Origin of the sequence: Mesorhizobium sp. AA22 (genome assembly GCF_001672375.2) — a bacterium.
GTDB lineage: Bacteria > Pseudomonadota > Alphaproteobacteria > Rhizobiales > Rhizobiaceae > Mesorhizobium > Mesorhizobium wenxiniae.
The window spans coordinates 4,195,083-4,213,576 of record NZ_CP048406.1 but is presented as its reverse complement, the minus strand read 5'-3'; the positions used below and the strand labels follow the sequence as shown (position 1 = coordinate 4,213,576).

The window sequence follows — 18,494 nt, the reverse complement described above, 5'->3', positions numbered from 1 at the left end:
AAAACGCCATCGGCTTGGCACAGTCGGGAAAACAGGAGTCTGTTCATGGCGAAGACCGCAACGAAACCAAAACCCTGGGCCGAGGCGGCCACGCATCTGGTCGACGTCGCGATGGGCAGGAGGCCCGCCGATCTCGTCATCCGCAACGGGCGCTGGGTCAGCGTTCACTCCGGCGAGATCATCGCCGGCACCGACATTGCCATTGCCGGCGGCCGCTTCGCCTATTGCGGACCGAATGCCGGCCACGCCATCGGGCAGGGCACCAAGGTGGTCGACGCCGGCGGACGCTATCTGGTGCCGGGTCTCTGCGACGCGCATATGCATGTCGAGAGCGGCATGGTGACGGTGACGGAGTTCTGCCGCGCGGTCATCCCGCATGGCACCACCTCGATGTTCATCGATCCGCACGAGATCGCCAATGTGCTCGGCCTGCCGGGTGTGCGGCTGATGCATGACGAGGCCGTCGCCATGCCGATCAACGTGTTAGTGCAGATGCCGTCCTGCGTGCCCTCCGCACCTGGGCTGGAGCATGCCGGCGCCGAGCTGACGGTCGCCGATGTCGCCGAGGCGATGGCGTGGGAAAACATCATCGGACTTGGCGAGGTGATGAATTTTCCCGGTGTCGCGGCCAACGATCCGGTGATGTCGGGCGAGATCGCCGCGACGGTGAGGGCGGGCAAGACGGTTGGCGGCCATTACGCCTCGCGCGATCTCGGCCTGCCGTTCCATGGCTATGTCGCCGGCGGACCCGAGGACGACCACGAAGGCACGCGCGCCGAGGACGCCATCGCCCGCGTCCGCCAGGGCATGAGGGCGATGCTGAGGCTGGGTTCGGCCTGGTACGACGTCGCCTCGCAGATCAAAGCGGTGACGGAGAGCGGGCTCGATCCGCGCAATTTCATCCTATGCACCGACGACAGCCATTCCGGCACGCTTGTCCATGAAGGCCATATGGACCGGGTGGTCCGGCACGCCATCAGCCAGGGGTTGAAGCCGGTGACGGCGATCCAGATGGCGACGCTCAACACCGCCCAGCATTTCGGGCTGGAGCGCGAGTTGGGTTCGATCGCGCCGGGGCGGGTTGCCGATCTGCTGATCGTCTCCGATCTGGCCGCAATGACCATCGATGAGGTCTATGGCCGCGGCGTCAGGCTGGCCAAGGGCGGCAAGCTCGAAATCGACATTCCGGCCTATAACTATCCGAAGACGTCGAAGAACACCGTCAAGCTCGGCAGGAAGCTCAAGTCAGGGGATTTCGACATCGTGGCACCCATGGGCGCCAACGAGGTGCGGGTGCGGGTCATCGGCGTGATCGAGAACCAGGCGCCGACGCGCGCGCTCGAGGCCGATCTTCCGGTGGAGGACGGTCTGGTCGCCATGGACCGTCGCAACGACGTCTGCCAGATCGCGCTGGTCGAACGCCACAAGGGCACGGGCGGCGTCACCAATGCCTTCGTCTCCGGCTTCGGCTATATGGGCGACTGCGCCATAGCCTCCAGCGTGGCGCATGATGCGCACCACATCATCGTCGTCGGCACCAGCAAGCAGGACATGGCACTGGCGGTCAACCGGCTGGGTGAGGTCGGTGGCGGCGTCGTGCTGTTCTCCAAGGGCAAGGAACTGGCGCTGGTCGAAATGCCGATCGCCGGGCTGATGTCGGACGAGCGCGCCGAAATCGTCGCGGCCAAGGCCGACAAGCTCACCGAGGCGATGCGCAAGATGGGCTGTTCGCTGAACAACGCCTACATGCAGCACTCGCTGCTGGCGCTGGTCGTCATCCCGGAACTGAGGATTTCCGATGTCGGCCTGATCGACGTGACGACGTTCCAAAAGGTCGACCTGTTCGTCTGACAACGACCAAGGGCGAGCCCAAATTGCTCATCCGCCGGTGGCGATGGTCAGCACCCTGAATGGCGTGGTGATGACGATCTCGGCAACCGAGCCGACGGCCTTGCCGATGCCCTGGCCGAGATTGTCGATCGGCTGCGCCGGATTGGCTTCCTCCGATGCCAGGCCGGCCGGGGCGCGCAGCCGGTCGCCGAGCAACTGCACCAGGAACGGGTTGTCGGCGAATTTGGCGTGGTTCAGACGGTCGCCGCCCTTTGTCTTGGTCAGGTCGATCACCGACACGCCGTAGCTGGCGAGGTCGGCCGCGTCGCCATAGTCGCCGACGCGCGGCTTGTCGCCGGAGATCAAGGAGGAGAGTCTGAGGGCGCGATCGTCGCCCGAAAGCAGGATGGCGAAAGGCTTGTCGGGCTTGCCGTAGCGGATCATCTGCTTCTTGAACACATCGACATCGATGTCGGGCGAGGCCAGGATGACGTAGCCGAGCTTGTCGCTGAGATCGCGGTCGCCGGTGATGGCAAGCTGGCGCAACGCCTCCATTGTCACCCAGGTGCCCATCGAATGGGCGATAATGTCGATGCTCTTGGCCTTCGTCTTGGCCAGCATACGCAGCGTCTCTTCGAGATCGTCGCGCGCAGCGTTGGCGCTTTCCTTGTCGTAGATATAGCCCGTGGTTTTGCCGCTCGACGCCCATGAGAACAGCACCGGCGTGCCGGGATATTTCGTGTCGTGCGCAATCTGCGTCAGCCGATAGATGCCGTCGTCGAAACCGTTGTTGAAGCCGTGCACGAAGACCAGCGCGCGGTCGCCGCGCATGGCGATGTCGGCGCCGACCGCCTTGGCGAATTGCGGGGCGCCTTCGTAGAATTCGACCTCCGTTGCCGTGAAATCCTTCGCCGGATTGCTGTTGGCGGAGCTCCTGACCCGCTCGATGGCGCCGACCCGATGGACCTTCGGAACGGTGACCTCGACACTGGCAAAACTGGTGGTCGGTGAACGGTCACCGTCGAACACCTGCCGCGGATCTTTCGTTGCCTTTTTCCGGGTGGTGGCGACGAATATCTCATGCGTGGCTGCGATGTCGGAGGCAGGCACTGTGACAGCCGTCGTGTTGAGAAGGTCGTGTGTTTTCCCACCGGCGCAGCCGGTAACGGCGAGCGCAAACGCTACGACGAGAAAAATCTTCGAACGCACGGTCACGCAAGCTCCCGCAAGGGGACGTCAAGCTGGTGACGTCGCTCGCTATTTCGATAAAGCCAAGGTCCGGCCCGGTCCAGTTGAAAGTGATTCGATGGTGCCGCAACCGTGAACACGCACGACGAAAGTAACAGGGCGTGGAACGCACCTCACTGTCCGAGCAGGCTGATGCGGTCCGTTACCTCGCGGTCGCTGGCAAATCCGTCATCCTCGCGCAGCCGCTGGCCGATCATCTTCACCAGCTCGGGGTTGTCGGCAAATTTGGTGTGGTTGAAACGGTCCGATCCCTTGACGCTGGAGAGATCGACAACGCTCACGCCATAGTCGGCGAGGTCGGCGGCGTCCTTGTAGTCGCCGACGCGCGGCCGCGAGCCGGCGATCAGGCCGGAGAGCCGCAGCGCCCGGTCGTCGTCGGACAGGAGCAGGATGAATGGCTTGTTCGGCTTGCCGTAGCGGCGCATCTGGCTCTTGAACACGTCGACATCGATGTCGGGCGAGGCCAGCACGACGTCGCCGAGCTTGCCGCCGAGATCGCGGTCGCCGTTGATGGCGAGCTGGCGCAGCGCTTCCATGGTAACCCAGGTTCCCAGCGAATGCGCGACGATGTCGATCCGCCGCGCGCCGGTCTGCGCGAGCATCCTCAGCGTCACTTCCAGCTGGTCGCGGGCAGCACTGGCGCTTTCCCTGTCGTAGACATAGTCCCTGGTCTTGGCGCCCGACGCCCAGGAAAACAGCACCGGCGTGCCCGGGTAGCCGGAATCATGGGCGATCTGGGTGACGCGGTAGACGGCGGCGTCGAAACCGGTGTTGTAGCCGTGGACGAAGACCATGACGCGGCCGCCGCGCGCGGCGATGTCGGTGCTGAGCGCGCTGGAGAATTTCGGCGCGGTGTCGTAGCCGACGACGTCGGAGGCCATGAAGTATTTGGCCGGGTCGTTCGACTTGCCGCGCGAACGCCGCTCGATCCGACCGGTTTCGTGGGTCCCCGGCACGGTGACGTTGGCGCGGGCATAGTTCAGCGTGGCCGAGCGCTCACGGTCGAAAACCTTGCTGGGATCGTCGGAGCGCTTGCGCGTCGTGGCGATGAAGATGCTGTGGTTGCCGGCGATTTCCGTCACCGGCGCGGACACCATGGCGCTGCCGAGCAGTTCCTCGGTTTGCCGGCCGCCACAGCCGGCAACGAGCAAGGTAAGGACAAGGATACAAATCTTCTTCAACTCTAGAATTCCACTCCGGCCGAAAGGCTATCCCACCTCCGCGAACCCCTCCCGGACAGTCGAAGTGCGGCAGAAGTAAGTCATATCCAGCCGAATTGCGCTCAGCGCGTTGCGACAGTCAAAGCACTGTTGCACGAAAGCCAGAACGATTGCCCTGATCAAACACGTACGGCGTGTGCTAGCTTCGTGACCGACAATCGCACGCGAAGACCACAGACTATTCGGGGTGATTTTTCCGATGACCAGTTTCTCCACCCGCGTCGCTGCCGCTGCCGGCGCGATCCGCGAGATTTTTCCGGAAACGCCGCTGCAGGAAAACGATTACCTGTCGAAGAAGACCGGGGCGCGCGTGCTGCTGAAGCGCGAGGACCTGTCGCCGGTGCGCTCCTACAAGATCAGGGGCGCGTTCAATTTCTTCCGCAAGGCGCTCGACGCCGGCAACGACGCCGAACTGTTCGTCTGCGCTTCCGCCGGCAACCATGCGCAGGGCTTTGCCTTCGTCTGCCGTCATTTCGGCAGACAAGGTGTGGTGTTCATGCCGGTGACGACGCCACAGCAGAAAATCGATAAGACGCGGCTGTTCGGCGGCGAATTCGTCGAGATCAGGCTGATCGGCGACTTTTTCGACGACTGCTACCGCGCCGCCTTCGAATTCACCGAAAGCGCCGGCGCGCACATGGTGCCGCCGTTCGACCACAAGGACATCATCGAGGGGCAGGCGACCGTCGCCTACGAGATATCAGGCCAGATGCCGGGCGCGCGGATGCCCGACATCATCATGCTTCCGGTCGGCGGCGGCGGTCTGGCTGCGGGTGTGACGCATTATTTCGCCGACCAGCGCCGCGACACGCGCTTCGTCTTCTGCGAGCCGGCCGGCGCGCCAAGCCTCAGCGAGAGCCTCGCCACCGGCAAGCGCATCAAGCTTGCCAGAGTCGACAATTTCGTCGACGGCGCGGCGGTGGCCGAGATCGGCCGCGAACCGTTGCGGCACCTCAGGGAGTTTGCCGCTGAGGCCGTGCGGCTGATCCCGGAAAACCGGCTCTGCGCGACCATGATCGAGATGCTGAATGTCGAAGGCGTAGTGCTGGAGCCGGCCGGCGCATTGGCGATCGACGCGCTCAAGGATTTTTCGAAGAAGGAAATCAGGGGCAAGACCATCGTCGCGGTGGTGTCGGGCGGCAATTTCGATTTCGAGCGGCTGCCGGATGTGAAGGAAAGGGCGCTGCGTTTCGAGGGGCTGAAGAAGTACTTCATCATCCGCTTTCCGCAGCGGCCGGGCGCGCTGCGCGACTTTCTCGAATTGCTTGGGCCTGACGACGACATTGCCCGCTTCGAATATTTGAAGAAGTCGGCGCGCAATTTCGGTTCGGTGCTGATCGGCATCGAAACCAAGGATCGCCGCAATTTCGAGCTGCTCAACGCGAATTTCGAGGCCGAGGGCGTTCAGTATCAGGACATCACCGACAACGAGACGCTCGCCGGGTTCATCATATGAGCGCCCGAACATGAGTGAAGAGGAGAAGATATTCGTTGCATTGTTTTCCGGCATCAATGTCGGCGGCAACCGCATCGTCAAGATGGCCGAACTCCGGTCGTTCTTCGAGAAACTCGGCTTTGGCGACGTCGCCACCTACGTGCAGAGCGGCAACGTCGTGTTCCGGTCGGCAACAGGCGATGCGGCCACGCTGACCAAGCAACTGGAAGCGGCTTTCGAGAAGAAATGGGGATTTCACTCGCGCATCATGGTGCGCGATCTCGGCTGGTTCGAGCGGCTGGTGATCGAAAATCCTTATCCGGAAGTCGCCGGGGAGCCGACAAAGCTTCACGCCTATGCGCTGGAGCGTGCGCCAACGCCTGAGGAGACGGCTCGTCTTTCGCAGAAGTGCACCGGCCCTGAAAGCTTCGAGATCAGGGACGACGTACTTTATCTGCACGCACCGGATGGCCTCGGCAAATCGGTGTTTGCCAACCTCATCCCGCGCACGCTGAAAGTGCCCTGCACCGCGCGCAACTGGCGCACGGTGCAGGCGCTGCTGGAGTTAGCCGGCCGAGACGGCTGAACGTGGTCGCCTACGCTGCCGAGGCCCTTTTCCAATCGAAGATCAGCTCTTCGCGGAAAGCGAAGCGTTTGATGTGGTCGGCGACGACCGTTTCCAGGCGCTCCAGCGAGCCGGCTTCGTCAGCGGTTACCGCGATATGCAGCGCTGCCGCATCGGCATCCAGAACCGCACGACCCAGTGAGAGATCGATTGTCCCGTGGTTCGGATCGAACTCGACGGGAAACTTGTGCGCCCAATGCTTGCAAAGCTGCTGCAGATAGCGGCTCGCATGTTCGGTGGCGACATCGACATGGCTGGTCGGCATGAATGGATTCTCTCCGATAATGTGACTGGTTACCAGCTTCCGGTATTCGGCATCGAGGCCCAGGGCTCGGCCTTGGCCTTGGCCGGGCCTTTCTGCAAAAGCTCGATCGAAATGCCGTCCGGCGACTTGACGAAGGCCATGTTGCCGTCGCGCGGCGGCCGATTGATGGTGACACCCTTGTCCATCAGCTGCTGGCAGGTGGCGTAGATGTCGTCGACCTCGTAGGCGAGGTGGCCGAAATTGCGGCCGCCCTTGTAGTCTTCCGGATCCCAATTGTAGGTGAGCTCGATCAGCGGCGCCTTGTCGGCGATGCCGCTTTGCTCGTCTTTGGGCGCGGCGAGGAAGATCAGCGTGTAGCGCCCCTGTTCGTTTTCGTGGCGGCGCACTTCCTTGAGGCCAAGCTTGTTGCAGTAGAAGTCGAGCGAGGCATCGATGTCTGCGACACGGACCATGGTGTGAAGATAGCGCATGTGATTTCCTCGAAACGTTTGCGTTGCGGCGGAACATAGGGGCCACCCGGCCAAAGGGCAATTCCCGATAACCGGTCGTGCCGACAAACAACAAATCCGGTATTCCTGCAATGAACCGTGAAAAAAGGCAGCTCAGGTCTTGCACACACCGGAAGCGGCAGTGTTAATCTAACTCAAGAATCAGTTGCGGTATTCTTGCAAAAAGGGGGCGTTCTTATGGGGGAAAAAGCCTCTTTCATGGGGCGGGACGGAACCGGTCGCGACGCCTTGCAAAGAGACGAGAGCGGCGACGCTGCCGATCTTGTCGAGGTTGCGGGCGCCATCAAATGGTTCGACGTGGCCAAGGGCTACGGTTTCATTCTTCCCGATGACGGCTCTTCCGGCGATATTCTCCTACATGTGACATGTCTTCGAAAGGACGGTTTCCAGACCGCCTTGGAAGGTGCGCGCGTCGTCTGCCTGGTCAAGCAAGGTGAGCGCGGATTGCAGGCGTTCCGCGTGCTCTCCATGGATCTCACCACGGCGACCCATCCGGCGGAGATGCAGGAGCAGCGCACCCACGTCTCGGTGACGCCGGAAAGCGGCCTCGAACGGGCGCTGGTGAAATGGTTCAACCGCACCAAGGGATTCGGTTTCCTGACCCGAGGCGAGGGCACCGAGGACATTTTCGTCCATATGGAGACCCTGCGTCGCTACGGCATTACCGAGCTTAGGCCCGGGCAGGTCGTGCTTGTCCGCTTCGGGCGCGGCGACAAAGGCCTTATGGCTGCCGAAATTCACCCGGATATGGGTACCTTGCCGGTCTCCCACTAGGTTCCATCCCGATCGAATCGGGATGCGAATTAGTGCTTTCTGCTTGACCATGATCTTTTTCGAACCGTAGGTTCGGGATCATGGTCTAGGACGATGGCCGAGGATTCTGAATGACTTACAGGAACTGGCTGACAACGGGCGTAGTCTGCGCCGCGATCGCCTTTGTCGTCGCCACAGGCGCTTTCTTCCATTCGCAGCAACCGGCTTCGGCAGACGGCCGGGCGATGACCCTTGCCGTCGACCCGCAGCCGCTGGTCGCGGTGACGAAAGCCGGCGAACGCTCTTTCTCCGTCGAAATCGCCGACACCTCCGCCGAGCGCGAGGCCGGCCTGATGTTTCGCGAGGAGATGGCCGACGATCATGGCATGCTGTTCGTGTTCGAGGGGCCTCGGGATGTGAGCTTCTGGATGAAGAACACGCCGATGCCGCTCGACCTGATCTTTGTCGGTCAGGACGGCAGGATCCGGGCAATCAAGCAAGGCGAGCCGCAATCCGAGGCGATGATCTCGCCTGGCGAGCCGGTACGCTTCGTGCTCGAGCTCAAGGCGGGCACCGCCGCCAGGAGCGGCATCGCGGACGGCGATTTGTTGCGCCACCCGGCAATCGGCACTGCGCACAACTGAACGCGCAGGATCCGGCGCAGATGCAGTTTTTCTCCCATGACGGTTTTGATCTTGCTTTCCTCGACCGCCAGCCGGCATCGGGGCAGGGCGATCCGGTGCTCATGATCCATGGCTTTGCCTCGACCCATTACGTCAACTGGGTGTCGCCCGGCTGGTTCAAGGCGCTTAACGATGCCGGCTACCGCGCCATCGCCTTCGACAATCGCGGCCATGGCGCCTCGTCGAAGAGCTATGAAGAGGCCGATTATACCCCCGCAAAAATGGCTTCCGACGGGGCAGCGTTGCTGACCCATCTCGGCATCGAACGCGCCCATGTCATAGGCTATTCGATGGGCGCGCGGATATCGGCCTTCCTGGCGCTTTCCGATCCGGACAAGGTGGCGACGCTGGTCTTCGGCGGTCTCGGCGTCGGCATGGTCGACGGCGTCGGCGACTGGGATCCGATCGCCGCCGCCCTTCTGGCCGAAGATCCTGATGCCACCAGCCATCCGCGCGGCCGCTCGTTTCGCGCCTTCGCCGACCAGACACGCAGCGACCGCCGGGCGCTGGCTGCCTGCATTGCCACCTCGCGGGAATTGCTGGCTGAGGCCGACATTGCGCGCATTGCCCAGCCGACGTTGATTGCCGTCGGCACCAAGGACGATATCGGCGGTTCGCCCGACGAACTGGCCGCCTTGATGCCGAACGCCAAGGCCTTTCACATCGAGGGCCGCGACCACATGTTGGCCGTCGGCGACAAGACCTTCAAGCAGCGGGTGCTGGAATTCTATGCCGAAAATCCGCTGTGAGTGCATCGATGCGCAGCGTATGGATGCTTATAACTACGCCTGTTTGGATTCAGCTTAGCCCGAGCGCCTTGAGCGAACGCGCCATGTTTTGCCGAGCCTGAACCTCGAACCGCTGCCGGAACTCCTCGGTGTGAAAGATATGCGGGCGGGCGAGGAAACTCTTCAGAACCGCACTGCGGCCGGCACGCCACATTGGCTCTTCCACCCAGCCATATTCGCGGCGAACTGCCTGTTCATAGGCGTCGAACGCATCCGGCGTCGCACCCAGGATTGCCAGGTCCATATCGAGGAACAGCGCTGCGTCGCGGACGGCATTCTCGTCGTCAAAGTGCGGCAATTCATGCGTGGCGGTGGCGATGATCATCGCTGCGATGCGGTCCAGGCGCTCCGTATCCGAGCGGCCGGCGAGTTTTTTCTCGGCAAGGGCGGCACTCCTCGCCTCATTGTCCTTGGCTCGGCTGTCATAGATGGCATCGTGGAACCAGATCGCCGCCTCGACCGCCTCGGGATCGTACAGGGATGCCTGATAGTGGCCGGTGAGTGCCAGCATTGCCTCGATATGGGCAAGGCTGTGATAGTGGCGGCCTTCGGCTCGGTAGAGCGCGGAAAGCTCGTGCTTCAGCGGCTCGTCGATCAAGGGTTCGTTTTCCATGGCCGCTTGAATTTCCGTGAACCAAATCCATTTGACAAAGCACTAAGGAAAATTGAGTTCAACCATGTTATGATCTGGCTTATAGAGCATGTCGCGCAAAAGTGCGCAGCGGTTTTGGGACAACGACATGCTCAAAATAGGCACTTAATGCGCATCGCCTGAATCACTTCGATCGCGATTCGCATTATGCGGCCGGAGAATAGGCAAGTCGCCAAGCCCGAGACATTAGATGGCCGGAGATCATTAATGAACAGCGTTACGATTGCCCGCCCGACCATGGTGGAGCCGATCGACCCGATTTGGCGCTCGATCCGCGACGAGGCGATGGAGGCGGTCAACCGCGATCCGCTGCTGGCGGCGTTCCTCTATTCGACCATCCTCAACCAGGAAAGCCTGGAGGAGGCGGTCATTCATCGGCTGGCTGAGCGGCTCGCCCATCAGGATATCGGTTCCGATCTCATCCGCCAGACATTCAAGGCGATGGCAGCCGACGACATGGACTGGTCGTCGACGGTGCGTGTCGACATCCAGGCCTATTACGATCGCGATCCGGCCTGCGACCGCTTCATCATGCCGGTGCTCTATTTCAAGGGCTTTCATGCCATCCAGACCCACCGGCTGGCACATTGGCTGTGGAACCAGGGCCGCCAGGATTTCGCTCTCTACCTGCAGAGCCGGTCGTCCTCGGTGTTCCAGACCGACATCAATCCGGCCGCCCGCATCGGCAAGGGCATCTTCCTCGACCACGCCACCGGCCTCGTCGTCGGCCAGACGGCGGTGATCGAGGACGACGTGTCGATCCTGCACGGTGTGACGCTGGGCGGCACCGGCAAGGCCGGCGGCGACCGCCATCCCAAGATCCGCTACGGCGTGCTGATCGGCGCCGGCGCCAAGATCCTCGGCAACATCGAAGTCGGCCATTGCTCGAAGATCGCGGCAGGCTCGGTGGTGCTGTCGCCGGTGCCGCACAACAAGACGGTTGCCGGCGTGCCGGCTCGTGTCGTCGGCGAGACCGGCTGCGACCAGCCTTCGCGGCAGATGGACCAGCTTTTGCCATCGCAGTCGATGGACCACGTCGTCAGCTTCGATATCTGATTTCAAGTCCGCGTGGCGGGCAACGGAACTCCGTTTGCCTCGCATATCCGGTCGGCTCGCCTTTACATCGCCATTGTCGACGTGCCAGAAGCGCGCTCGAACGAGCAGACCGACGATCGGAGAAGAGTTTTGAAGCCGGACGAAATCAGAAAGCTGGACGCCTATTTCAAGCGCGTCTTCCAGAACCCCAAGCTTGAAGTGAAAGCGCGGCCGCGCAAGGACGATTCGGCCGAGGTCTATGTGGGCGACGAATTCCTCGGCATCGTCTTCAAGGACGAGGACGACGGCGACTATAACTTCTCGATGGCGATCCTCGACATCGATCTGGCCTGAGTCGGGGGTTCTCGGTTACCGGTAGGCGCCGTTATCCCTGGCGGAGAAGGGGACTCCAATCTCCGCCGTTTGCGATTTGCCCCCAAAGCGCGTCACATAATCCCTTCAGACACAATGCGTTAGCGCCCTGTCTTCAGCATACGCGCAGCCTCGGCGGCGATGGCTGCATCGAGCACCTGCCAGTTCCCCAGAAATTCCATGGGAAAGCGGTAGCTGAGGCTGAGACTGTCGCCGACCAGAATGTCGCGTTCGCAGGGCGCTAGCGATTGCGCAGCACTCGGGCCGCTCAGGCAGCGGGCCACGAACGGGTCCTTGCCCCGGCGATTGGCGACCGCCAGCACCTCGTTGAAATAGCCTGATTTTTCGGTGAAGCCGTAGAGCGTGGTGCCGCCCGGGCCGGGCGTGCCGGGCTGGACGATCAGTGCGCTGTAGATCGGCGCGAAGCGGCCGCTCATCTCACGCGACATTATCTGCCGTTCGAACGATAGGAAAATGATGTCCTTGCTTGATCCGGTATGGTTGAAATCGTTGCGGGCGGCTTCGCTGTAGCCGTCCATCTCGGGATAGCGCAGATAGAGGTCGAGCCGCGAGGCGATGCCGTCGCGCCGGGCCTGGTCGAAGCGGATGACATTGGCCGGCACGGCGATGGCGTTGTTGCCGATCACCACCTCGTGGATTGTCGTGTCGTCGGTGTATCCGGCCATGGCGATCGAGCGGCCGAACCATTTGCCGCCAAGGCTGATCGTCACCGAAAGCATTGCCAGCGCCGCGAACACGTAGAACACCCGCTTCATCAGCTTGGAATCGACGACGGTAAGTTGCGGACCGTTGGCGGTGGCTGCCTGCTTCATCGCGATCCCCAATTTTCGGCCGCCTGTCGCAAGATGTCCCATGGCCGTCCCCTGGGACGTCCCCTCTTGGGGTCTCTAGGCGGCACACGTGGCGCGCACGGCTCTTGCAACGGCGCCTGTCGAACACGACTGTGCGATTTCATGGTAAATGGAAGGTAAAGATGGGTCCGGTCGAACACACACTCTTTGCTTTTATGGTTGGGCTGACGGCGTGCGGCCTGGCCGATCGGCGATGGAGCGGATGCCAGGCCGCCGGCTTGCCTTCGTCGAGCCCTATGTGTCGCCGGCGCATGTGCTGCGCTCGCTCGCCGCGACGGCTTGCGCAGGACCCTTGATGTTCGCCAACGAAGCCCTCGACGCCTGGAGGCAAGGCCGCATTTCCGCTCCGGCGCTGATCTCCTGCGGTTGCACCGCGACGGTCTGGGCATTGGCGTTGGGCGTCGTGCTGATCGACATTGCATCCGTTGCGGGCATGCTCCTAGGTTCGGCTGACTTTTCAGTGTGAGACGAATCGGGAGATCAAAATGCCGCTCTACGCGATCGACGCAAAAGCCCCCGTGTTCGAGGACGCGGACAGCAACTGGATCGCGCCCGACGCCACCCTGATCGGCGACGTACAGATCGGCCGCAATGCAGGCTTCTGGTTCGGCGTCGTCATTCGCGGCGACAACGAGCCGATCATCATCGGCGCCGACACCAATGTGCAGGAACAGACGGTCATGCACACCGATGCCGGTTTTCCCCTGACCATCGGGCAAGGCTGCACGATTGGCCATCGCGCCTTGCTGCATGGTTGCACGATCGGCGAAAACAGCCTGATCGGCATGGGCGCCATCGTGCTGAACGGCGCGAAAATCGGCAAGAACTCGCTGGTCGGCGCCGGCGCCCTGGTCACCGAAGGCAAGGAATTCCCCGACAATTCACTGATCATCGGCTCGCCCGCGCGTTTGGTGCGAGCGCTGGACGATGCCGCGGTCTCAAGGCTGCGCGCTTCGGCCGCGCACTACGTCGCCAACGGCAAACGCTTCAAAGCGGGACTGATGAAGGCCTGAGGCCAGCCTTGCTCAAACCTTCGGCTATGGTTTCACCGGCATCGTCGCCCAACTCACCGTCCATTGGAGCCGTGCCCGGTCATCGCATCGCGCAGCAACGAAGCGCCGGCTTCAAAACCGGCATTGTCGGCGTCCTCGAGGGCTGTCGTATAGTCGTCGATGCGGGTTTCGAGCGATGGGTCGGCGCCCGCCGCCAACAGCAGGCGGATGGTATCGACGCTACGGATGGCGACCGCATAGTGAAGCGGTGTCCAGTCGTTTACGCCCCGCATGTTGGGGTCTGCGCCCCCATCGATCAGGATTCGGACGATTTCCAGTCTGTCAGCCCGGTCGGTGGACAGTGCCGCGATGATTGCCGGAAAACCGCTGTGGTGGTGATAGTTCGGATCCGAGCCCGCATCCAGTAAGATCGAGATGAAAGCGGCGGGACTCCAATAGATCGCATATTCCAGTGGGTGTCCAAGGCCGAGTTCAAACGGCATTTGCTCGTCAAACCAGCCGGGTGAGCCGCCGAGGGCCACGCCGAGGCCCTCGAAGTCGCCCGCCTTGAACGCGTCATCGATGGCCTTGAACAGGCGGTGGCGCTCGCATCGATCTTCCGGGATTTCCAACATCGCAGCGATCCGGAGCTTGAACGGCCGCCATATTGCTCCCATTGGCAGTTGCCTGAAAGCCTCATGGGCGGGTTGCGATTGGAGAGAAGTTCTTGCGGCTGCATTTGTTAGTATCTCATCCCGCTTCAGTCTCTTAGCTGCCGACAATCCAGCCGCGCGTTTGGTGCGAGCTCGACTATGCAGCGGTTGCAGGCTGCCGACAGCTGATCCTTTGCGTGGTACGCCGAATTTACCGCATCGACGGCGAGGCGAGCGGTCGAACTCGGCACGGACGATGCGATTGCACTTTCCCATGGTGGATACGTCCTTGGTTATGTTGGGGGCGAACTCAAGAACAGTGCGGTCTGCATCGATCGCGCGCTCGTTCTCAATCCGAATTTAGCGGCTGCCTGGGGCCTAAGCAGCTGGGTGAGAGCCTGCTTTGGTGAGCCGGACAGGGCCGTCGAACACGCTGCGGGCGCCATGCGCCTGAGCCCACTGGATCCGCGTCTGTTCGCCTGGCAGTTCTGCACGGGGCTCGCTCACTTCTGTGCTGGCCGCTACGATGACGCTTTCGAATGGGCAGAAAGCTCGTTGCGATCCCAGCCGAACTACGCAAGCGCCATGCACGTTGCGGCCGTAGGTCATGCCCTGGCGGGGCGGCTTTTGGAAGCGCAGCAAATGATGGCCCGGCTGTGCGCGTTCGATCCCTCGCTGCGGCTTTCGAATCTCGCCGAGGTGCTGCCGCCGTTTCATCGACCGGACGATCGCAGCAGATATATCGAGGGCCTTCGCAAGGCGGGCCTGCCGGACTAAGGCCGTGTCTCCTGAAATGGTGGAGCCGGCCCGGGGACGGGGCCGGCTCCTAAAACCCGGTCGTTGGGGACGGGGAGGGTGGGGCTCGACCGGGTTTTCTCCTAAAGCGCGGCGCGTTCAAATGATGCGACGCGCTTAATCTCTGTTTTATGCATGTCGCTATCCCAAAACCGCTGCGCACTTTTGGGCGACATGCATTGGCGTCCTTAGCGGACGCTGGCGACCGCGTCGGAGCGGCCGTCGTTGATCATTATCCAAGCACCAGAATTCTGGCTCGATTGTCGCTTCAGGTAGGTGTAGTCGGTAGCAGTCCAGGACAGCACCCTGGTTTCCAGATTGTCGAGGATGAACTCCCCAAGGCTGGTGCGCACGGTCAGCACCGCGTGGCCGTCTCCGTTCGGCTGGCGCGCAACCGTCATCAGCAGGTCGCCGGCCGGAACGCCGATGTTCATCAACGCGCGGCGCTTTTCCAGCGCATAGTCCTCGCAGTCGCCGAAGCCGCTGTTGGGATAGGACCAGACTTCTTCTTTGCCCCACAGTTCCATATCGGTGCGTGGCGCGATCTTGCTGTTGACCGAATTGTTGATGCTGACGATCTTCGCCCACAGCTTGCGGGTCAGCTCGATCGGCGCCTGCTTCGGCGTCCGCTGATTGCATTCCTGCGGAATCTTCTGACAGAACTCGTAATGGCCGACCGGCTGTGTGGTACGGCTGCCGGTGTGCATGAAGGCAGGTCCCGCTGCATACGCCGTTCCCCAGGCGGTAAGCTGCATCGCCATTGCCAAGAGCAACAGCTTGCCCCTCGTCTTCTTCATCGTCCAGTCTCCCCGTTTGAGGAGACAATGACACGATTGGATTTATTCGACGCAAAGGCTCGAAGTAGACATTAAGTAAAACGCCTATAGAATACACATAAAATTTGAATCATTCCAGTACAAAATGTTGAGGCGTTCTCGCGGATCCGTATCGGCCGGCGCGGCGCCTTGGCGCGGCATCGGGGCAACAAAAAACCGGCCGAAATGGGCCGGTTCGATTGCGGAAACCGTGTTGTTTGTCAGGTGCCGGGTGCGTTGAATTCGGAATCGAGTGTTTCGGGCCGCTGGATGACCGCGAACTCGATGGCGACGCCGTCCTCGAAATGGCGCACCACCTGGCCGCGCATCGTGCCGAGCATGACCTGGATGCCGATTGCCGGCTTGACGTCGATCTCGACCGCGGCGCCCGAAAGCGACAGGTCGATGATGCGGCACTGGTACTGGCGCCCATCACTGAGCTGAAGCACACTGGTCGGATTGCGCGGCGCCACGCGTTCGTGACGACGATCTTCCGGCAGATCAAGCTCGTGCTTGTTGGCGAGCCAGGTCAACTGCGCGGCAAGCTTGTCCTTCTTGCGTTCCGAGGCGATGACCGTCATCGCGAAACCATCCTGCAGGATGCGGGTGACGACTCCTTCGATGCGGCCGATGTGATCGATGTAGGCGATGACTTTCTCGCCCGGCATGCCGATGCGCTCGGTGCGAAGCGCTACATTGCCCGGCGACATATCGACCACCTGGCATGGATGTTCGGTGCGATCCTCCAGCATGAAGCGTCCGTAGATTTTCACGCGAACGCGCTGAAAGTTACGCCTTTCAGCTCGGGACGGCGCGGTGTCGACCGCCGCTGACCTCATGACTGCCTACACCCCGTCTGGTATTCCGCGCGTTGATGCGAGGAACTTCGTCAGAAAGCTACAGCGAAGCGGGTTAACAAAGGGGAAAGCCTGACACCGCTACTTTAGAGTTTTGGATTATTACCCGCGCCCGCCGTCGAACACGACCAGATGGCGGATGCGGCGCGCCTGGCCGAGCGCCGAAATCGTCTGGGGCGGATCGAGTTCCGACGGGACAAGCGAGGGAACGTCGATGGCCGGCCGGTTCTTGGCGAATATCGGTTCCTTCTCCGGATCGACGACGCGGATCGAATCGATCAGGGCGTCGGCGATCGGGTCCGCGCCCAGCCAGAAGGGCTTTTCAGCAGCGCTTATCACGCCGAGGCAGCGCGGATTTTCGACGCCGCCGTCGAGCGGCAGGGCGAGCAGCTCGAACTTGCTGGAACGGTCGGTGCGGCTGAAACCTTCATAGGTGATGAGCAATACGGATTTCTGATCGAAGACGCCGTGGATCAGTTTCGAGATAAGCCGCTGGTCCTTCTCGCGCCATAGAGAGGGGAAGGAAAACCCCTTGAGTTCACGGCCATAGACCGCGCAAAGCCTGGTGCCGGCGAGCCGGAATACCGCTTCGCCGCGCGTATCCTTTTCCAGGATGAATGTGTCGGCCAGCAACGACTTGATGTCGGCTGGCTCGACTTCCGAACGCTTCGGGGCAGGGCGCCCGTCACGCAGCCGGTTCCAATAATGGAACAGCGTGATCGATCCGTTCTGGTTCATGTTATGCTGCTCCGCGCAATCTGTCGTCTGATGTCCCATCGGTGAACAGAAGGGCGCCCTCCGAGGACCTACATGCGTTGCGGAGCAGGATGCGTGCCAGCATCGTTAACACTTGTTCACGGGTCGGGGTCGTTAAGGTTAACAAGTGGTTTACGTTGCGCCCCGGCCACGCCCGTGGCACGCTAAAACCACTCCAGAAGCGGTCGTTTCGCAGCGATCGGCAGCAGTTCAGTCAAGAGTTTGGGGGAGCATGGGGGCTCGACCAGCCGTTCAAGGAAAACCTTGGACGGCTTCTTTTTGATTCGCGCCAATTTTGATTCGCCCCCGGTTGTGATTTGCGTGGGGCGATTCGCCCCTTTGTGAATCGGGTGGCCGTGATCTACATGCTCGCGAAGTCGAATCCAGCGACTGAGTGCGAGCCAATGAACGAACCAGCAAGCCCATCGGAAATCGAACAGGGCGAGGGCGGACCTGTCGGCCGCGAGCCGGAGCGTCTTCGCGAGCCGGTATTCAACATGCCGCCGGTTGTGCTGGCGGTGATCGGCATCTGCGTCGTCGTTCATCTGATCCGGCTCTACTGGCTCACCGAGGACCAGGATTTCTCCCTGCTGATCCGGACCGCCTTTATCCCGATCCGCTATTCCGGTCGCTTCGACCTCGATTTCCACGCGTTTTCGAGCCCCTTCACTTATGCCTTCCTGCATGGCGGCTTTGCTCATCTTGCCGTAAACATGGTGTGGCTGGCGGCTTTCGGCTCACCGCTGGCGAACCGCTTCGGCGCGCTTCGTTTCAGCCTGTTCTTCGCGGCGACGGGGCTGGCGGCGGTGCTGTTGTTCTGGGCCGTGCATCCGCTCGGCCAGGCGCCGCTGGTCGGCGCATCGGGGGCGATTTCCGGCATGATGGGGGCCGCCGCCCGCTTTGGCTTCCGCACGGACCGCTCGTCCGGCAAAGCCGCCTTCGCCGGCGCGCCGCTGCCGATGGCGGCAGTGTTCCGCTCGCGCGGCGTTGTGACTTTTCTTGCCATCTGGGTGGTGATCAATCTCGCCACGGGCCTCGTTGCCTTCGCGCCCGGCATCGACAGCCAGATCGCCTGGGAGGCGCATATTGGCGGTTTCGTCGCCGGCTTCTTCGGCCTGCGCGCTTTCGATCGACGGCAGCAGCCGGATGAGTTCACGGCTTAAGCATCGCCGCACTTGAAATGCAATCGATCGCGGCGCACGATGTTCACTACAGCGCCGCGCGTCCTCTTGGACGCGCAAAGGACGCTGTAGAACTTCGCATGATCCTTCCGAAAATCGGGGCCGATTTTCGGGGTCATGCGCAAAAGGAAAGCCGGTCAGGGCAGGAACCGGCAAGT

Annotated in this window: 22 protein-coding genes; 12 read left to right on the top strand and 10 right to left on the bottom strand. The window is 61.8% G+C overall.

What is annotated here, in order from left to right; translation table 11 throughout:
• The first annotated feature begins 45 nt into the window (after positions 1–45).
• Complete coding sequence (ade, locus tag A9K68_RS20350; protein WP_065008180.1) at positions 46–1,851, top strand: adenine deaminase; 1,806 nt, start codon at positions 46–48, stop codon at positions 1,849–1,851.
• Positions 1,852–1,878: 27 nt separating this feature from the next.
• Here the strand turns inward: ade and A9K68_RS20345 are convergent, their stop codons facing one another.
• Positions 1,879–3,045, bottom strand: coding sequence for an alpha/beta hydrolase (locus A9K68_RS20345; RefSeq protein WP_065008181.1), 1,167 nt, complete (start codon positions 3,043–3,045; stop codon positions 1,879–1,881).
• Positions 3,046–3,191: 146 nt separating this feature from the next.
• Complete coding sequence (locus A9K68_RS20340; RefSeq protein WP_095521603.1) at positions 3,192–4,259, bottom strand: alpha/beta hydrolase; 1,068 nt, start codon at positions 4,257–4,259, stop codon at positions 3,192–3,194.
• A 238-nt stretch (positions 4,260–4,497) separates the two neighbouring features.
• On the opposite strand from A9K68_RS20340, the gene ilvA reads away from it, so the two are divergent.
• Positions 4,498–5,754, top strand: a complete 1,257-nt coding sequence (gene ilvA / locus A9K68_RS20335; RefSeq protein WP_065008183.1) for a threonine ammonia-lyase IlvA — start codon at positions 4,498–4,500, stop codon at positions 5,752–5,754.
• 10 nt (positions 5,755–5,764) lie between these two features.
• Entirely contained in the window at positions 5,765–6,319 is a 555-nt protein-coding gene (locus tag A9K68_RS20330) for a DUF1697 domain-containing protein (RefSeq protein ID WP_065008184.1), read from the top strand.
• Positions 6,320–6,329: 10 nt separating this feature from the next.
• On the opposite strand, the gene A9K68_RS20325 is transcribed toward A9K68_RS20330, so the two are convergent.
• Entirely contained in the window at positions 6,330–6,623 is a 294-nt protein-coding gene (locus tag A9K68_RS20325) for a DUF2218 domain-containing protein (protein WP_065008185.1), read from the bottom strand.
• 29 nt (positions 6,624–6,652) lie between these two features.
• On the bottom strand, positions 6,653–7,093 hold the full coding sequence (gene gloA / locus A9K68_RS20320; RefSeq protein ID WP_065008186.1) for a lactoylglutathione lyase: 441 nt from the start codon (positions 7,091–7,093) through the stop codon (positions 6,653–6,655).
• Between the two features lie 237 nt (positions 7,094–7,330).
• Here gloA and A9K68_RS20315 point away from each other — a divergent pair, with 237 nt between their 5' ends.
• From A9K68_RS20315 to A9K68_RS20305, 3 genes are all read left to right on the top strand, one after another.
• Complete coding sequence (locus A9K68_RS20315) at positions 7,331–7,906, top strand: cold-shock protein (RefSeq protein ID WP_203546853.1); 576 nt, start codon at positions 7,331–7,333, stop codon at positions 7,904–7,906.
• A gap of 110 nt (positions 7,907–8,016) precedes the next feature.
• The gene (locus A9K68_RS20310) at positions 8,017–8,529 is read left to right on the top strand and encodes a DUF192 domain-containing protein (protein ID WP_065008188.1); all 513 of its coding nucleotides are present in this window, start codon (positions 8,017–8,019) and stop codon (positions 8,527–8,529) included.
• A 20-nt stretch (positions 8,530–8,549) separates the two neighbouring features.
• On the top strand, positions 8,550–9,317 hold the full coding sequence (locus A9K68_RS20305; RefSeq protein ID WP_065008189.1) for an alpha/beta hydrolase: 768 nt from the start codon (positions 8,550–8,552) through the stop codon (positions 9,315–9,317).
• A 49-nt stretch (positions 9,318–9,366) separates the two neighbouring features.
• Here the strand turns inward: A9K68_RS20305 and A9K68_RS20300 are convergent, their stop codons facing one another.
• Positions 9,367–9,969 (bottom strand): hypothetical protein, encoded by a 603-nt coding sequence (locus A9K68_RS20300; protein ID WP_065008190.1) that lies wholly within the window; start codon positions 9,967–9,969, stop codon positions 9,367–9,369.
• A gap of 246 nt (positions 9,970–10,215) precedes the next feature.
• On the opposite strand from A9K68_RS20300, the gene cysE reads away from it, so the two are divergent.
• Positions 10,216–11,064 (top strand): serine O-acetyltransferase, encoded by an 849-nt coding sequence (gene cysE / locus A9K68_RS20295; RefSeq protein ID WP_065008191.1) that lies wholly within the window; start codon positions 10,216–10,218, stop codon positions 11,062–11,064.
• Between the two features lie 129 nt (positions 11,065–11,193).
• Positions 11,194–11,397 carry a DUF3126 family protein gene (locus tag A9K68_RS20290; protein ID WP_013531334.1) on the top strand — a complete coding sequence of 68 codons (204 nt, stop codon included), beginning with the start codon at positions 11,194–11,196 and terminating at the stop codon, positions 11,395–11,397.
• A gap of 119 nt (positions 11,398–11,516) precedes the next feature.
• Here the strand turns inward: A9K68_RS20290 and A9K68_RS20285 are convergent, their stop codons facing one another.
• On the bottom strand, positions 11,517–12,248 hold the full coding sequence (locus A9K68_RS20285) for a hypothetical protein (protein WP_065008192.1): 732 nt from the start codon (positions 12,246–12,248) through the stop codon (positions 11,517–11,519).
• A gap of 241 nt (positions 12,249–12,489) precedes the next feature.
• On the opposite strand from A9K68_RS20285, the gene A9K68_RS20280 reads away from it, so the two are divergent.
• On the top strand, positions 12,490–12,753 hold the full coding sequence (locus tag A9K68_RS20280; RefSeq protein ID WP_348640690.1) for a hypothetical protein: 264 nt from the start codon (positions 12,490–12,492) through the stop codon (positions 12,751–12,753).
• A gap of 19 nt (positions 12,754–12,772) precedes the next feature.
• Complete coding sequence (locus tag A9K68_RS20275; RefSeq protein ID WP_065008193.1) at positions 12,773–13,300, top strand: gamma carbonic anhydrase family protein; 528 nt, start codon at positions 12,773–12,775, stop codon at positions 13,298–13,300.
• A 53-nt stretch (positions 13,301–13,353) separates the two neighbouring features.
• Here the strand turns inward: A9K68_RS20275 and A9K68_RS20270 are convergent, their stop codons facing one another.
• The gene (locus A9K68_RS20270) at positions 13,354–13,914 is read right to left on the bottom strand and encodes an ankyrin repeat domain-containing protein (protein WP_065008298.1); all 561 of its coding nucleotides are present in this window, start codon (positions 13,912–13,914) and stop codon (positions 13,354–13,356) included.
• Positions 13,915–14,376: 462 nt separating this feature from the next.
• On the opposite strand from A9K68_RS20270, the gene A9K68_RS31825 reads away from it, so the two are divergent.
• Positions 14,377–14,709, top strand: a complete 333-nt coding sequence (locus tag A9K68_RS31825) for a hypothetical protein (protein WP_246811203.1) — start codon at positions 14,377–14,379, stop codon at positions 14,707–14,709.
• A gap of 206 nt (positions 14,710–14,915) precedes the next feature.
• Here A9K68_RS31825 and A9K68_RS20260 read toward each other — a convergent pair whose 3' ends face one another.
• From A9K68_RS20260 to A9K68_RS20250, 3 genes are all read right to left on the bottom strand, one after another.
• On the bottom strand, positions 14,916–15,524 hold the full coding sequence (locus A9K68_RS20260; protein ID WP_065008195.1) for a transglutaminase-like cysteine peptidase: 609 nt from the start codon (positions 15,522–15,524) through the stop codon (positions 14,916–14,918).
• A gap of 239 nt (positions 15,525–15,763) precedes the next feature.
• Positions 15,764–16,381, bottom strand: a complete 618-nt coding sequence (locus A9K68_RS20255) for a PilZ domain-containing protein (protein WP_065008196.1) — start codon at positions 16,379–16,381, stop codon at positions 15,764–15,766.
• 120 nt (positions 16,382–16,501) lie between these two features.
• Positions 16,502–17,137 carry a PAS domain-containing protein gene (locus A9K68_RS20250; RefSeq protein ID WP_065008197.1) on the bottom strand — a complete coding sequence of 212 codons (636 nt, stop codon included), beginning with the start codon at positions 17,135–17,137 and terminating at the stop codon, positions 16,502–16,504.
• Between the two features lie 422 nt (positions 17,138–17,559).
• Here A9K68_RS20250 and A9K68_RS20245 point away from each other — a divergent pair, with 422 nt between their 5' ends.
• On the top strand, positions 17,560–18,318 hold the full coding sequence (locus tag A9K68_RS20245) for a rhomboid family intramembrane serine protease (protein ID WP_065008299.1): 759 nt from the start codon (positions 17,560–17,562) through the stop codon (positions 18,316–18,318).
• Positions 18,319–18,494: the final 176 nt, after the last annotated feature.